The sequence below is a fragment of the Pseudomonas sp. PB3P13 genome, from assembly GCF_054897735.1.
Genome location: NZ_CM142702.1, coordinates 5,022,633 through 5,037,945, shown reverse-complemented (window position 1 = coordinate 5,037,945; position 15,313 = coordinate 5,022,633). Strand labels below are relative to the sequence as shown.

At 59.9% G+C, this 15,313-nt stretch carries 14 protein-coding genes; 6 read left to right on the top strand and 8 right to left on the bottom strand.

What is annotated here, in order from left to right; all coding sequences use genetic code 11:
* The first annotated feature begins 345 nt into the window (after positions 1–345).
* A complete protein-coding gene (locus ACYZT1_RS23265) occupies positions 346–1,722 on the top strand; it encodes an L-serine ammonia-lyase (RefSeq protein ID WP_462016874.1) in 1,377 nt (458 codons plus the stop codon).
* A 204-nt stretch (positions 1,723–1,926) separates the two neighbouring features.
* Here the strand turns inward: ACYZT1_RS23265 and ACYZT1_RS23260 are convergent, their stop codons facing one another.
* Positions 1,927–3,177 carry an IS256 family transposase gene (locus ACYZT1_RS23260; RefSeq protein WP_462015414.1) on the bottom strand — a complete coding sequence of 417 codons (1,251 nt, stop codon included), beginning with the start codon at positions 3,175–3,177 and terminating at the stop codon, positions 1,927–1,929.
* 518 nt (positions 3,178–3,695) lie between these two features.
* On the opposite strand from ACYZT1_RS23260, the gene gbdR reads away from it, so the two are divergent.
* Positions 3,696–4,799 (top strand): choline metabolism transcriptional regulator GbdR, encoded by a 1,104-nt coding sequence (gbdR, locus tag ACYZT1_RS23255; RefSeq protein WP_462016873.1) that lies wholly within the window; start codon positions 3,696–3,698, stop codon positions 4,797–4,799.
* A gap of 105 nt (positions 4,800–4,904) precedes the next feature.
* Here the strand turns inward: gbdR and ACYZT1_RS23250 are convergent, their stop codons facing one another.
* The 5 genes from ACYZT1_RS23250 to ACYZT1_RS23230 all read right to left on the bottom strand — a co-directional run bounded on the left by ACYZT1_RS23250 (position 4,905) and on the right by ACYZT1_RS23230 (position 9,074).
* Positions 4,905–5,168 carry a hypothetical protein gene (locus tag ACYZT1_RS23250; protein WP_462016872.1) on the bottom strand — a complete coding sequence of 88 codons (264 nt, stop codon included), beginning with the start codon at positions 5,166–5,168 and terminating at the stop codon, positions 4,905–4,907.
* 373 nt (positions 5,169–5,541) lie between these two features.
* Positions 5,542–6,018, bottom strand: coding sequence for a thioesterase family protein (locus ACYZT1_RS23245; protein ID WP_462016871.1), 477 nt, complete (start codon positions 6,016–6,018; stop codon positions 5,542–5,544).
* Between the two features lie 118 nt (positions 6,019–6,136).
* On the bottom strand, positions 6,137–7,102 hold the full coding sequence (locus ACYZT1_RS23240) for an L-carnitine dehydrogenase (protein ID WP_462016870.1): 966 nt from the start codon (positions 7,100–7,102) through the stop codon (positions 6,137–6,139).
* A gap of 49 nt (positions 7,103–7,151) precedes the next feature.
* Positions 7,152–8,039, bottom strand: a complete 888-nt coding sequence (locus ACYZT1_RS23235) for a beta-keto acid cleavage family enzyme (protein WP_462016869.1) — start codon at positions 8,037–8,039, stop codon at positions 7,152–7,154.
* Between the two features lie 90 nt (positions 8,040–8,129).
* Positions 8,130–9,074, bottom strand: coding sequence for a choline ABC transporter substrate-binding protein (locus ACYZT1_RS23230; protein ID WP_462016868.1), 945 nt, complete (start codon positions 9,072–9,074; stop codon positions 8,130–8,132).
* Between the two features lie 205 nt (positions 9,075–9,279).
* On the opposite strand from ACYZT1_RS23230, the gene ACYZT1_RS23225 reads away from it, so the two are divergent.
* Positions 9,280–10,224, top strand: a complete 945-nt coding sequence (locus tag ACYZT1_RS23225; protein ID WP_462016867.1) for a GlxA family transcriptional regulator — start codon at positions 9,280–9,282, stop codon at positions 10,222–10,224.
* Positions 10,225–10,356: 132 nt separating this feature from the next.
* Here the strand turns inward: ACYZT1_RS23225 and ACYZT1_RS23220 are convergent, their stop codons facing one another.
* Both ACYZT1_RS23220 and ACYZT1_RS23215 read right to left on the bottom strand, forming a co-directional pair.
* On the bottom strand, positions 10,357–10,773 hold the full coding sequence (locus tag ACYZT1_RS23220; RefSeq protein WP_462016866.1) for a DUF3010 family protein: 417 nt from the start codon (positions 10,771–10,773) through the stop codon (positions 10,357–10,359).
* Between the two features lie 63 nt (positions 10,774–10,836).
* Positions 10,837–11,238 (bottom strand): lysozyme inhibitor LprI family protein, encoded by a 402-nt coding sequence (locus ACYZT1_RS23215; RefSeq protein WP_462019307.1) that lies wholly within the window; start codon positions 11,236–11,238, stop codon positions 10,837–10,839.
* A gap of 235 nt (positions 11,239–11,473) precedes the next feature.
* On the opposite strand from ACYZT1_RS23215, the gene ACYZT1_RS23210 reads away from it, so the two are divergent.
* The 3 genes from ACYZT1_RS23210 to dgcA all read left to right on the top strand — a co-directional run bounded on the left by ACYZT1_RS23210 (position 11,474) and on the right by dgcA (position 15,211).
* Complete coding sequence (locus tag ACYZT1_RS23210; RefSeq protein WP_462016865.1) at positions 11,474–12,451, top strand: dipeptidase; 978 nt, start codon at positions 11,474–11,476, stop codon at positions 12,449–12,451.
* Positions 12,452–12,604: 153 nt separating this feature from the next.
* Positions 12,605–13,135, top strand: a complete 531-nt coding sequence (locus ACYZT1_RS23205) for a DUF5943 domain-containing protein (protein ID WP_027606002.1) — start codon at positions 12,605–12,607, stop codon at positions 13,133–13,135.
* A gap of 15 nt (positions 13,136–13,150) precedes the next feature.
* Entirely contained in the window at positions 13,151–15,211 is a 2,061-nt protein-coding gene (dgcA, locus tag ACYZT1_RS23200; RefSeq protein ID WP_462016864.1) for a dimethylglycine demethylation protein DgcA, read from the top strand.
* Positions 15,212–15,313 lie beyond the last annotated feature (102 nt).

Genomic DNA, 15,313 nt, shown 5'->3' with positions numbered 1-15,313 from the left:
TACCGCGGCGCCTTGCAATCGAGTCGATACGATCATGTACCAGTGAAAATCTGACGCCTACAGGGTGCGTCGTAACCAGTACAGGGATGGTCGCATCCAGTGTCGGTGACGTCGTTTACAGCTTTTTTCGGCCCCGATTACCGAGCCGGGCCGCCAGAAAACGGCGAAAGCGGTGCGTCAGACCCGTGCGGCGTTAGTGGGCATGATCGCGTCGGTGTCAGACGCCGGACGACGCAGTAAAAGCCTGATGATGCGGCCATCCCGACGGATTGCAGCTTGAGCGTAGCAGCTCCGTCACCGGGCGCTTTTGCGCCGGGAGTTGGTACATCCAGGAGTTCGGCAGTCATGGCTATCAGCGTTTTCGACTTGTTCAAAATCGGCATCGGCCCGTCCAGCTCGCACACCGTGGGACCGATGCGCGCCGCAGCGCTGTTCGTGCAAGGTTTACGTGAGCAGGGTCTTTTGGAGCGCGTGCGACGCGTCGAAGTTCAGCTGTTTGGTTCGCTGTCCGCCACCGGCATCGGGCACGGCAGCGACAACGCGGTGATCATGGGCTTGATGGGCGAATGGCCGGATGCGATCGATCCGTCGCTGATCGGCATCCGCATCGCAGCGCTGCGGGAAACCGGCACGCTGCTGCTCGACGGTCGCTTCCCGATTTCATTCACGTGGACGCGGGACATGCGCCTGATCGATGAAAACCTGCCGTTCCATCCTAATGCCATGACCCTGGTTGCCGAAGGCGATGAGGGCGAGCTGCATCGCGACACCTACTATTCCATCGGCGGCGGTTTCGTGGTCGATGAGCAGCAAGCTTGCAGCGGCGTAGTGGACCTTGATCGCACCGTGTTGCCTTACGATTTTTCCAGCGCGGTCGAACTGCTCGGCCTGTGCAAACGGCACAACCTGCGCGTTGCCGAATTGATGATGGCGAACGAAAAGGTCTGGCGCAGCGAAGAAGAAATCCGCGCCGGCCTGATGACGCTTTGGCGCGCCATGCAAGATTGCGTCGAGCAAGGCCTCAAGCACGAAGGCATCCTGCCTGGCGGTCTGAATGTGCGGCGCCGTGCGGCAAAACTGCATCGCAGTTTGCAGGAGCTGAACAAGCCCAACGTGATCGGCTCGACACTCAGTGCGATGGAATGGGTCAACCTGTTCGCCCTGGCGGTCAATGAAGAAAACGCGGCCGGCGGGCGTATGGTTACGGCGCCGACCAATGGCGCGGCAGGGATCATTCCGGCGGTGTTGCACTACTTCATGAAGTTCAGCGAGGTGGTGACCGAAGCCAACGTGGTCGACTACTTGCTCAGTGCGGCGGCGGTGGGGATTCTGTGCAAGAAGAACGCATCGATTTCCGGCGCGGAAGTCGGCTGTCAGGGCGAGGTTGGTTCGGCATGCGCCATGGCTGCGGCGGGTTTGGCGGAAATTCTGGGTGCCACGCCGGAGCAATTGTGCAACGCGGCGGAGATCGGTCTGGAGCATAACCTCGGACTCACCTGCGATCCGGTCGGCGGGCTGGTGCAGGTGCCGTGCATCGAACGCAATGCGATTGCGGCGGTGAAGGCGATCAATGCTGCGCAAATGGCGTTACGTGGGGATGGTCAGCACTTTATCTCGCTGGACCGGGTGATTCGCACCATGCGCGATACCGGGGCGGATATGCATGACAAATATAAAGAAACTTCTCGGGGCGGGTTGGCGGTGAGTGCGGTGGAGTGTTGAGATGAGAAACCTGTGCCGATGGGATTTCCATGGCAAAGAGAATGCTGTGGCAGGGCGATTTTGTGGCGAGGGGGCTTGCCCCCGTTGGGTCGCGCAGCGGCCCTGAATCTTTGCGTCTGCTGCGCAGCCGAACGGGGGCAAGCGGGAGTATCAGATTTTTTGTGTGCGGGCCGGTAATGGCCTGCCGTCAGGCAGGCCGTATTTTTACCAGGTCGGCCTGATAAATCTGTCTCCGTACAGAATTGCAAATTGATTCATTGCACTCTTCCAGTCGTGCGCCGCGCTGCCCCAATTGGCGGTGATGTTTTGTAGTGCCAGCCAGATCAGCTTGGTTGCCGCATCGTCGGTTGGGAAGTGCCCGCGGGTCTTGATGATCTTGCGTAGCTGAGCGTTGATGCTCTCGATTGCGTTGGTTGTGTAGATCACTTTTCGAATGGCGGGCGGGAAGACGAAGAATGGAATTACTCGATCCCAAGCGCGCCGCCAGGCTGCCACTACCGTCGGATACTGCTTGCCCCATGGACCGTTTTCAAAAGCATCCAGCGCCTGTTCGGCCGCTTCGGCGGTGACTGCCTGATAGACCGGCTTGAGCGCTTTGGCCAGTTCCCGGCGCTTATCCCACGCCGCGTAATCAAGGCTATTGCGGATCAGATGAACGATGCAGGTTTGCAACGTCGTCGCCGGAAACACCGCGCTCAAGGCTTCTGGCATGCCTTTTAGGCCGTCTGTTACAGCGATCAGCACATCACCGACGCCGCGTGTCTTGAGGTCGTTGAAAACCTTCATCCAGAACTTTGCACCCTCAGTGTTCTCGATCCAGATCCCCAGAATATCGCGCGTTCCATCGGGCAAAACCCCTAATGCCAAATAGATTGCCTTGTTGCGCACCAAGCCCTCTTCACGGATTTTGACGCGCAGGGCATCAAAGAAAATGACCGGGTACATCGGTTCTAAAGGCCGCTGTTGCCACGAAGTGATTTCGTCCATGACTTCGCTGGTGACAGAGCTGATGAAGTCAGGCGAGACATCCGTCCCATATTGCTCGGAGAGAAATGCACGGATTTCCCGGACAGTCATTCCACGGGCATACATGGCGATGATCTTGTCGTCGAAGCCGGTGTACCGCCGCTCGTGTTTCGGAATCAGAATGGGTGAAAAACTACCGTCTCGGTCGCGGGGAATATCCAGCCGCAGCGGGCCGTCACCGGTCAGAACCGTCTTAGCGCTTTTCCCATTGCGCTGGTTGGTTTCATCCTCGGGGCGCTGCGCGCCCGGCGGATAGCCCAGATGATGGCCGAGTTCGGCGTTCAAGGCTCGCTCGATCAGAGCCTTCTTGAACGCCGCAGACGCATCCTCGATGGCTTCAGCGGTCATCGGCCCGTCAGCAAACTGCTCGAGCAGCTCTTTCGGTATTTTTGGTAATTCTCGCAACGCGGGTTTCTTTTTGGTTGGCATACATGCACCTCTTGCTCATGTTATGCCCGAACACAAAATTTCTGACAGTCCCGGGCAAGCCCCCTCGCCACAGGGGACTTCATTTGCTTCACACCAATCAAAACTGCGCGCTAAGTGAGCACGCCATTCCAAACGCGCCACGTTTCGGCGCGTCGCTTACAGATAAGCCGCGCTCTGCGGGGGAAAGATAAATACCGGTCACAACCACCCGTCACCCGTGCTTGCGGTGACACTCTCTGCCAACCCCTCGCAGCCCTGTTCCCACAAGTGCTACCGATCTGCTCACACCCGTTGAAACCCATCACTTGCAGCCATTGATGGCACTTGAATTCCACCGTCTGTGCACGTCATATCCAGACACACTCAGAGGTCGTTTTCAGGAGTTATTGAACGCGCATTCAATTTTAGGCATGGCAATTGCTCTTTCATATCAAAGCCCGTCTCCCACGCGAGAACGATGGCAATAACAAGAGCCTCCGCCTGAGGCCATCACCCGCTTTGTGTGAGGAGATACCACGATGACGACGTTCAACTCCGGGGCCCAACCCCAGAACCGTGCGCCTCAATCCATCGGCTTTTTGCTGCTGGACAATTTCACGCTGATTTCTTTGGCCTCTGCAGTGGAACCGCTGCGCATGGCCAACCAGTTGTCCGGTCGCGAGCTGTATCGCTGGACCACGCTCACCGTCGATGGCGGTCAGGTCTGGGCCAGTGACGGTCTGCAAATCACGCCTGATGCCTCCATGCACAAAGCACCTTCCCTGGACACCATCATCGTTTGCGGCGGCATCGGCATCCAGCGCACCGTCACCCGCGAACACGTGTCGTGGCTGCAGAGCCAGGCGCGTCAGTCCAGGCGTCTCGGCGCAGTCTGCACCGGCAGTTGGGCGTTGGCCTGCGCCGGCCTGCTCGACGGGTTCGATTGCAGCGTGCACTGGGAATGCCTGGCCGCGATGCAGGAAGCGTTCCCGCGTGTGGCCATGAGCACGCGCCTGTTCACCCTCGACCGTAACCGTTTTACCAGCTCTGGCGGCACCGCGCCGTTGGACATGATGCTGCACCTGATCAGCCGCGACCACGGGCGTGAACTGTCCGCCGCGATCTCTGAGATGTTCGTCTACGAGCGCATCCGCAACGAGCAGGATCACCAGCGCGTACCGCTCAAGCACATGCTCGGCACCAACCAGCCGAAGTTGCAGGAAATTGTCGCGCTGATGGAGGCCAACCTCGAAGAGCCGATCGACCTCGATGAACTGGCGGTGTACGTCGCTGTGTCGCGGCGTCAGCTGGAGCGCCTGTTCCAGAAGTACCTGCACTGCTCGCCGTCGCGCTATTACCTGAAACTGCGCCTGATTCGTGCTCGGCAGCTGCTCAAACAAACGCCGATGTCGATCATCGAAGTGGCGTCGGTCTGCGGCTTCGTCTCCACACCGCACTTCTCCAAGTGCTACCGCGAATACTTCGGCATTCCGCCGCGTGACGAACGCGTCGGTTCCAACACCACACAACAAGTGGCGATGATGCCGCTGCCACAAGCGCTGGTGCTGTCGCCGTTGTCCGGGCCATTGTCGGCGTTGAGTCAGGCGCGGAACGAGTCGACATTTGCCAGCGTCCGGCTCTAAACCGTTGTGGCGAGGGGGCTTGCCCCCGTTCGGCTGCTTAGCAGTCGCAAAGATTTCAGGGCCGCTTCGCGACCCAACGGGGGCAAGCCCCCTCGCCACAGGCTATCAGGTGCTACGGCTCTGCTGATACTCCGCCAACGCCGGCAACAGCTGTTTGTCGATGGCCTGGCGCACGGCCGGCAGGATGGTCGCGCTGCTGGTGTACATGTGCTTGACCATCGTGCGCAGGGTCATCGCCCGTTCATCGTTCAGCCCTCGCACCGCACACTCGCAAGCCTGCTCGGCCGTGGCACCGCTCGGTACTTGAAAACCCAACGATTTCAGCTGGCCCAGCAGGTCTTCCTGATCGATCAAATCGGCGTGCATCATGACGCGAATCCTTCTTTGGAGAATGGGGTCGTGGTTCGATTCTGGAAGGGCCGGGGGGAGGCGGCAAGGCCGTTTTGTCGTGATGGCCGCGATACCTATGAACAGGTCGTTTTCGGCTAACTTGCCGCGAACGGGAGAAGGCACACTGGCCTCAGCTGACTACACGAAGGTTTGGTCACCCTCGCGCAACAGCTCCTCAACAGACCCACCTCTGCCCCGGTCCTGGCACGGCTTGATCGGGGTTTTTTTTGCCTGTGGAAATCGCTCCCACAGGATTGAGGTCAGCCGCCAATGCGTTGAGCGACGCAAAACCTGTGGGAGCGTGGCTTGCCCGCGAAGAACGATAGCGCGGTCCACTGCTGCAATCACCCGATTATTTTCTGGCAGGCAGGGCAATCACGCGACCGGTGTATTGAGGGGCGGGCAGGTCTGCTTGACCGGCGACGATGGCTTGCAGTTTGTGCAGCGTTTCTTCGCCGAAGGGTGCTGAGCGCGGCCCGTCGAGGTCAACGTGCAGCAGCATCTGTTCATTCCCGGCCAGTTCCTTGTCATCACCGATCACATGCAGGCTGTGGTAGAGGTGCAGGCGTTTGCTGTCGTGGCCGATGATTTGCGTGTGCACTTCGACGTCGGCATCGAGTTTCACTTCGTGCAGGTAATTGAGGTGCACTTCGAGTGTGAACAGTGAATGGCCGCTGGCTTCGCGATTGTTGCTGTCCATGCCCAGACGGTCCATCAAGGCGTCCGTGGCGTAGCTGAATATCAGCAGGTAAAAAGCGTCGCGCAGATGGCCATTGTAGTCGACCCAGTCGGGGATGATTCTGGTTTGGCAGGTGGTGAGGGTGGGCATGATGTCTGATCCGGAACAAGTGGAGATTCGGCTATCGTCATCGCTAGCAGGCTAGCTCCCACAGGTGACCGCGTTCCAATGTGGGCCTGCTAGCGATGAGGTCCGTGTTGCTGGCCGATTATTCGCTGAACGCCATCCCGTGGTTTTGCTTGGTGGTCTTCACTGCCTCCAGCACCGCCAGCAAGCAATCATCGCGATAACGTTCAAGCGCCGAAATACTGTGTCTGCCGAGTTGATCACGGGTGCCATCCACCACATCATCAATCAATTTATCGGTCAGCTCGGGTGCCGGCAGATACGTCCACGGCAACTGCAACGCCGGCCCGAACTGGGCCATGAAGTGGCGCATTCCCGCATCGCCACCCGCGAGCGTATAGGTCAGAAATGTCCCCATGAATGACCAGCGCAAACCCGCGCCAAAACGGATTGCATCATCGATCTCCCCGGTCGTCGCCATACCGTCGTTGACCAGATGCAACGCCTCGCGCCACAACGCCTCAAGCAAACGGTCAGCGATAAAACCGGGCACTTCCTTGCGCACATGCAACGGCCGCATGCCCAATGCCCCATACACTTTCATCGCCGCTTGCACCGCTTCGGGCGCCGTGTTTTTACCGCCCACCACTTCCACCAGTGGCAGCAGATAAACGGGGTTGAACGGGTGCCCGACCACGCAACGTTCCGGGTGCGTCGAGCTTTCGTAAAACTCGCTGGGCAGCAGGCCTGAAGTACTGGAGCCGATCAGCGCATTCGGCTTGGCGGCGGCGCTTATTTTGCTGTGCAGTTGCAGTTTCAGATCCAGCCGCTCAGGCGCGCTTTCCTGGATGAAATCAGCCTCGCGAACACATTCTTCAATGGTCGCGACAACGCGCAGACGGTCCTGTGAGGCGCCCGGCGCCAGCCCTTGTTTCTCCAGCGCGCCCCAGGCATTGGCGACGCGTTTGCGCAGCGCAGCTTCGGCGCCGGGCGCCGGGTCCCAGGCCACCACATCGAGGCCGTGGGCGAGCGCGCGGGCTACCCAGCCGCTGCCGATGACACCGCTGCCGAGGGCGGCGAAGGTTTTGATATCAGTAATAAAGGTCATGGCGAGTTCCTGAAAGCATTCGGTGATCTACAGGGTTTTGCATTGCGGTTTAGCCGCGCTGGGTCAGGCCCATTTTTACCCGGCCTTGCGCCGGGGTCAGAACCCGGGCGCCGAGGCGGCTGAGAATTTCCGAGGCGCGTTCGACCAATTGGCCGTTAGTCGCCAGCACGCCCTTATCCAGCCAGATGTTGTCTTCCAGCCCGACCCGCACGTTGCCGCCCAGCAGCACCGCTTGCGCCGCCATCGGCATCTGCATGCGACCGATGCCGAAACCGGCCCAGACCGCGTCTGCCGGCAGGTTGTCGACCATCGCTTTCATGGTAGTGGTGTCTGCCGGCGCGCCCCACGGGATGCCCAGGCACAGTTGAAACAACGGGTTGTCGAGCAGGCCTTCCTTGATCATCTGCTTGGCAAACCACAGGTGACCGGTGTCGAAAATCTCCAGCTCGGCCTTCACGCCCAGCTCCTGAATACGCCTGGCGCCCGCACGCAATTGCGCAGGTGTAGAGACGTAAATCGTGTCGCCGTCACCGAAGTTCAGCGTGCCGCAATCGAGGGTGCAGATTTCCGGCAACAGTTCTTCGACATGCGCCAGGCGAGTCAATGGGCCGACCAGGTCGGTGTTGGCGCCGAACGCCATCGGGTTCTCGCCAGCGCCGATTTCCAGGTCGCCGCCCATGCCGGCGGTGAGGTTGACGATGATGTCGACGTCGGCCTCGCGAATGCGCTCCATGACTTCGCGATACAGCGCGACGTCACGGCTGAACTTGCCGGTTTCGGGATTGCGCACATGGCAGTGGACCACGGTGGCGCCAGCCTTGGCCGCTTCCACGGCGGCGGCGGCAATTTGTTTCGGGGTGACCGGCACATGCGGGCTTCTGGCGGTGGTGTCGCCGGCACCGGTCAGTGCGCAGGTGATGATGACGTCGTGGTTCATGAGGCGGGTTCCTGTTCTTGATGGAATGGCGGGCGTGATGATTCCGTTCGCAGCCCCGGCGGGCTGCGAATCGGTGGTTCAATCAGGGCATCATTGGGTGGTGAGTTGCAGGTGCTCGGCCGCGGGCTTGCCATCGAAGGTGGTCACGCCTTCGAGCCAGCGCTGCCTGTCTTGCGGATGATCTTTCAGCCATTGCCTGGCGGACTCAAGAGCGTCCTTGTGATCCAGCAACGGCTGCATCATGCGGCTCTCGTCTTCAGCGGTGTAGGTCAGGTTACTCAGCAGACGCCCGATGTTCGGGCACTGCTGCGTGTAGTTCGGCGAGGTAACCGTCCAGACCGTCGCCATACCTTCGTTCGGGCCCAAGGCATCTTCACTGCCGGAGAGATAGGTCATCTGCACGTTGACATTCATCGGGTGCGGCGCCCAGCCGAAGAACACCACGGCCTCTTTGCGGCGCACAGCACGATCCACTGCCGAGAGCATGCCGGCTTCGCTGGACTCGACCAGCTGGAACTTGCCGAGGCCAAACTGATTCTTGGCGATCATCGCTTTGATCTGGGTATTGGCGCCCGAGCCGGGTTCGATGCCGTAAATCTTGCCACCCAGTTCTTTCTCGAATCTGGCGATGTCGGCGAAGGTTTTCAGACCCTTTTCGGCAAGGTACGTCGGCACGGCGAGGGTGGCGCGCGCGTCTTTCAGGCTCGGAGCGTCGAGCACCTTGACCTGCCTGGCCTTGACAAACGGCGTGATGGTCTGGGTCATCAGCGGGTTCCAGTAACCCAGGAACAGGTCCAGCCGCTGATCGCGAATCCCGGCGAAAATGATTTGCTGGGAGGCGCTGGTTTGTTTGGTGGTGTAGCCGAGGCCGTCGAGCAGTACCTGGGTCATCGCGCTGGTAGCGATCACGTCGGTCCAGTTGACCACGCCCATGCGCACGTTTTTGCACGAAGCGGGTTCGGCCGCCAGGACGCTGGCGCTGAATAAAGCGGTACTGCCGAGTGCAAGCACACAGCGGCTGATCAGTCGTTTCATGTCGGGTTCCTCGGCAGACGTTATTGTGGGGCCGGGCATCTGTGCGCCAGTGATGCCAAGTTACGCAGCCTGGCCCCCGCACAAGCGCACTACGGCGACCCGCACTTGCACTGCAGCGACCTGTGCTCTTGAATGCCGTGGGTAACTGGCGTATCAACGTCTCCACGCAACCCGCCTCTCGTTACCTGCCAGTCGAGTGCGCTTAATGTCCCAGGATTTCTACTTTTTGTTGATGCCGGGTTTCTCGGCCATCGGTTTCATCTCGGCAATAGAACCCCTGCGCGTCGCCAATCGTTTTCGCGGCGAGCTGTATCGCTGGCATGTGCTGAGTGCCGATGGCGGCGCGGTGTTGGCCAGCAACGGCATGTCAGTCAACGCCGATGCCGCGCTGGAACCCTTGAAGCAAGGCGCCACGCTGCTGGTGATTGCCGGCTTCGAACCGCTGAAATTCTCAACGCCGGCACTGCAGCATTGGCTGCGGCGGCTCGACAGCGAAGGTGTGACGCTGGGCGCCATCGACACCGGCAGTTTCGTCCTCGCCGAAGCGGGCCTGCTCAATGGCCATCGGCTGACGCTGCACTGGGAGGCCATCGACGCGTTCAAGGAATCTTATCCACAGCTCAGCGTGACCCAGGAGCTGTTCGAAATCGACCGCAAGCGCATCACGTCGGCTGGCGGCACTGCCTCCATCGACCTGATGCTCGATCTCGTCGCCCAGGCGCATGGTCCGGAACTGGCGATCCAGGTCAGCGAACAGTTCGTGCTTGGCCGCATCCGTCCACGTCAAGACCACCAACGCATGGAAGTGGCCACGCGTTATGGCATCCGCAACAAGAAACTGGTGCAGGTCATCGGCGAGATGGAGCAGCACAGCGAGCCGCCCCTGAGCACGCTGGCGCTGGCGGAATCGATCAAAGTGACGCGGCGACAACTGGAGCGTTTGTTTCGCCTGCATTTGAACGATACGCCGAGCAATTTCTATCTGCGCTTGCGATTGGATAAGGCGCGGCAGTTGCTGCGCCAAACGGACATGAGCGTGCTGGAAGTGAGCATTGCCTGCGGTTTCGAATCCCCGTCGTATTTCACCCGCAGTTATCGGGCGCGCTTTGCGCGTTGCCCGCGGGAAGACCGGCGCACTGCAAAGGCCTGAGGACGTTCACACAAAACCATTGTGGGAGCCAGCCTGCTGGCGATGGCATTTGGTCAGTCAACAATGTTGTTGACTGACACTCCCTCATCGCCAGCAGGCTGGCTCCCACAGTTGATTCGTGTTGGCTGCAGGTTACTTCTTCATCAGGGCCGAGCAGGCCGCTTTATACGCTTCATGCTGATACTTGTTCAGTGTCCCGGGCAGCTCGAAATCGTGCTTCTTCGCCTGCGCATTGATGGTTTGCGGTGACAGCAGCGTCACTTCACAACTGTCCAGCAACTGAAAAACGCCTTCGATCTTGAACGTGGTCGGCCCACCGGCAAACTCGCCTTTCTTGCTGCGTTTCTTGATCGCGATCCGGTCGATGGAGTTCTCGCGCACAAACGACGCGACGTGAGCGGCAAAGACTTTTACATTCGCCGCTTCGTCGTCATCCTCCAGGGCAATTTTCTTGGTCGCCAGTGGCTGATGGCTCAGCACCTGACCGTCAAGGGACGCCACGGCAATGATCGCTTCGCTGCCTTTGATTTCGATGCCGCAGATTTTCATGTCGATCCCTTTCACAAAATGTGGGTGCAGCCTACAGCTCAAGTTAGCTGCCGTATTGCCAAACTACTCTTGCCCAATCAACTCCAAAAACTCCGACCGCTCATCACTCATCCGTGCCACGCAGTCGTTCTGCGCAATCGTGAACGCCTTGCTGCCCCCGGTCGCCGGGAAGGCTTCCACGGCGCAGTCGGCGTCGCGGGTTTTCAGCCATTGTTGCTGGGCCGTTTTGAGTTTGGTGGTGATGTCGCTCAACTGCGCCGGGTTGTTGCCGTACAGCGACTGCATGCGCTCGCCGAGGCTGAGGTAGTTTTCGGCGAGAAGACCCTCGGCGGCGGCCCGGCTGTAAGCCGAGCATTCCAGGGTTTGCACGTCGTTTTCGACGGCGTCGCACGGGTTGATGTCGGACTCTTCGGCCGCGTGTACGCCGGTCGCTATCAGTGCCAAAGCCAGGAAGATCGATTTCATTGCGCCGCTGCCCTTTTTTATTGTGGCTTTCCAGTGATGCGGCGGATTCTGGCGCATGCCGGTGCCCTTGAACAGGTGGCCGGTGACGTTGCGCGACGACCCTTTGTCGCGGATTGACGCTTTCGGCAATTCCCCTGTCGTTTTTGCACCCGGTCGTCAAGGCACCGAGGCATATGCTGGCCCCAAAGCGCCGGCACACGATTCGGCGCATGAATCGACCAGTGGGGACAGCCTGATGAGCCCAGCCGAATTGCACGCCGACAGCATCGTTATCGACGGGCTGATTATCGCCAAGTGGAACCGCGAGCTGTTTGAAGATATGCGCAAAGGCGGCCTGACTGCGGCTAACTGCACCGTGTCGGTGTGGGAGGGCTTTCAGGCGACCGTCAACAATATCGCCGCCAGCCAGAAACTGATTCGCGAAAACAGCGACCTGGTGATTCCCGTGCGCACCACCGCCGACATCCGCAAAGCCAAGGAGCAGGGCAAGACCGGCATCCTCTTCGGTTTCCAGAATGCTCACGCGTTCGAAGACCAGATCGGCTATGTCGAGGTGTTCAAGCAGCTCGGCGTCGGGATCGTGCAGATGTGCTACAACACCCAGAACCTGGTGGGCACCGGTTGCTACGAGCGCGATGGCGGCCTCTCGGGCTTCGGTCGTGAAATCGTTGCCGAGATGAACCGCGTCGGTGTGATGTGCGACCTGTCCCACGTCGGTTCGAAGACTTCCGAGGAAGTCATTCTGGAATCGAAGAAGCCAGTCTGTTACTCGCACTGCCTGCCGTCGGGGCTGAAAGTCCACCCGCGCAACAAATCCGATGAAGAACTGAAGTTCATCGCCGATCACGGCGGCTTCGTCGGCGTGACCATGTTCGCGCCCTTCCTCGCCAAGGGCATTGATTCGACCATCGACGACTACGCCGAAGCCATCGAATACACCATGAACCTGGTCGGTGAAGACGCTATCGGTATCGGCACCGACTTCACCCAGGGTCATGGCCAGGACTTCTTCGAATACCTGACCCATGACAAGGGCTACGCCCGCCGCCTCACCAGCTTCGGCAAGATCATCAACCCGCTGGGCATCCGTACCGTCGGCGAGTTCCCGAACCTCACCGAAACACTGCTCAAGCGCGGCCATTCCGAGCGCGTGGTGCGCAAGATCATGGGCGAGAACTGGGTGAATGTCTTAGCCAACGTCTGGGGCGAATAGAGCCCTCATTCCCTGTAGCAGCTGCCGAGGCACGAGGCTGCGTCGGGCTGCGAAGCGGCCCTCAAGGGCGGACCTGCGGACACGCAACGCAGCCTTCGTGCCTCGGCAGCTGCTACATAACATCATTTTCCAATTTTCTGGAGTCAAGTTTCCATGGCCAAGATCGCCCCGCAATTGCCAATCGAAGTCGACAGCGAAACCGGTGTCTGGACCTCAGACGCCCTGCCGATGTTGTACGTGCCGCGGCATTTCTTCGTCAACAACCACATGGGCATCGAGGAAGTGCTGGGCGCCGAGGCCTACGCCGAGATCCTCTACAAGGCCGGCTACAAATCCGCCTGGCACTGGTGTGAAAAAGAAGCCGAGTGCCATGGCCTGGAAGGCGTCGCGGTGTTCGAGCACTACATGAAACGCCTGTCGCAACGCGGTTGGGGCCTGTTCAAAATTCAGGACATCGACCTCGACAAAGGCACTGCCAGCGTCAAGCTCGAGCACTCGGCCTTCGTCTACGTGTACGGCAAGGTCGGGCGCAAGGTCGACTACATGTTCACCGGCTGGTTTGCCGGCGCCATGGACCAGATTCTGCAAGCGCGCGGCAGCCAGATCCGCACCGTTGCCGAGCAAGTTTACGGTGGCTCCGAAGAAGGCCACGACGACGGTTTGTTCACCGTCAAGCCGTTGTAAGTCGAGGAACCCGTCATGGCTTTCGAAGCAATGTTCCAGCCGATCCAGATCGGCAAACTGACCATCCGCAACCGTGTGCTCAGCACCGCGCACGCCGAGGTCTACGCGACCGACGGCGGCATGACCACCGAGCGGTACGTCAAGTATTACGAAGAGAAAGCCAAGGGCGGGATCGGCCTGGCCATTTGCGGCGGTTCGTCCGTGGTGGCCATCGACAGCCCGCAGGAATGGTGGAGTTCGGTGAACCTGTCCACCGACCGCATCATCCCGCACTTCCAGAATCTGGCCGACGCCATGCACAAGCACGGCGCCAAGATCATGATCCAGATTACCCACATGGGTCGGCGCTCACGGTGGGACGGCTTCAACTGGCCGACCTTGATGTCGCCGTCGGGCGTGCGCGAGCCGGTGCATCGTGCCACCTGCAAAACCATCGAGCCGGAGGAAATCTGGCGGGTGATCGGCAACTATGCGCAGGCTGCGCGCCGGGCCAAGGCCGGTGGCCTGGACGGGGTCGAACTCTCGGCGGTGCACCAGCACATGATCGACCAGTTCTGGAGCCCGCGCGTCAACAAACGTAACGACGAATGGGGCGGCAGTTTCGAAAACCGCATGCGCTTTGGCCTCGAAGTGCTCAAGGCCGTGCGCGCCGAAGTCGGCCCGGATTTCTGCGTCGGCATTCGCCTGTGCGGTGACGAATTCCACCCGGACGGCTTGTCCCATGAGGACATGAAACAGATCGCCAAGTACTACGACGACACCGGCATGCTCGACTTCATCGGCGTCGTGGGTTCGGGGTGCGACACCCATAACACCCTGGCCAACGTTATTCCCAATATGAGTTATCCGCCGGAGCCTTTCCTGCATCTGGCGGCCGGGATCAAGGAAGTGGTCAAGGCGCCGGTTCTGCACGCGCAGAACATCAAGGACCCGAACCAGGCCACGCGGATTCTGGAAGGCGGCTACGTCGACATGGTCGGCATGACCCGTGCGCACATCGCCGACCCGCACCTGATTGCCAAGATCAAAATGGGCCAGATCGATCAGATCAAACAGTGCGTCGGCGCCAACTACTGCATCGACCGTCAGTACCAGGGCCTGGACGTCCTGTGCATCCAGAACGCCGCGACCTCCCGTGAATACATGGGCCTGCCGCACATCATCGAAAAAACCACCGGGGTGAAACGCAAAGTGGTGGTCGTCGGTGCCGGCCCGGCCGGGATGGAAGCGGCGCGTGTTGCCGCTGAACGTGGCCACGACGTGACGCTGTTCGAGAAAAAGGAATTCATCGGCGGACAGATCACCACGGCGTCGAAAGCGCCGCAACGCGACCAGATCGCCGGTATCACCCGCTGGTATCAGCTGGAGTTGGCGCGGCTGAAAGTCGATTTGCGCCTGGGCGTGGCGGCCGATGCGTCGACCATTCTCGACGTGCGCCCCGACGTGGTGGTGCTCGCGGTCGGTGGCCATCCGTTCGTTGAACAGAATGAACACTGGGGCGCGGCCGAAGGCTTGGTGGTGAGCAGCTGGGACATCCTCGATGGCAAAGTCGCGCCGGCAAAAAACGTGCTGGTTTACGACACCATCTGTGAATTCACCGGGATGTCGACCGCCGATTATCTTGCCGACAAGGGCAGCCAGGTCGAGATCGTCACCGATGACATCAAACCGGGTGTGGCCATGGGCGGCACGTCGTTCCCGACTTATTACCGCAGCATGTACCCCAAAGAAGTGATCATGACCGGCGACATGATGCTGGAGAAGGTTTACCGCGAAGGCGACAAGCTGGTCGCCGTGCTGGAAAACGAATACACCGGCGCCAAAGAGGAGCGGGTGGTTGATCAGGTGGTCATCGAAAACGGCGTGCGTCCGGACGAGGAAATCTATTACGCAATGAAGGAGGGCTCGCGCAACAAGGGCCAGATCGACGTCGAAGCCTTGTTTGCGATCAAGCCGCAACCTTGCCTGGAGCAGAGCGGCGACGGCTATTTGCTGTTTCGCATCGGCGACTGTGTGGCGCAGCGCAACGTGCATGCGGCGATCTATGACGCGCTGCGGTTGTGCAAGGATTTTTAAGAACAGTCACAAGCTGCAAGCTTCAAGCTGCAAGAAAGAGCGATGGGTGACCGGCTTTTACTTGCCGCTTTTGGCTTGAAGCTTGCCGCTTGAGGTGACTCT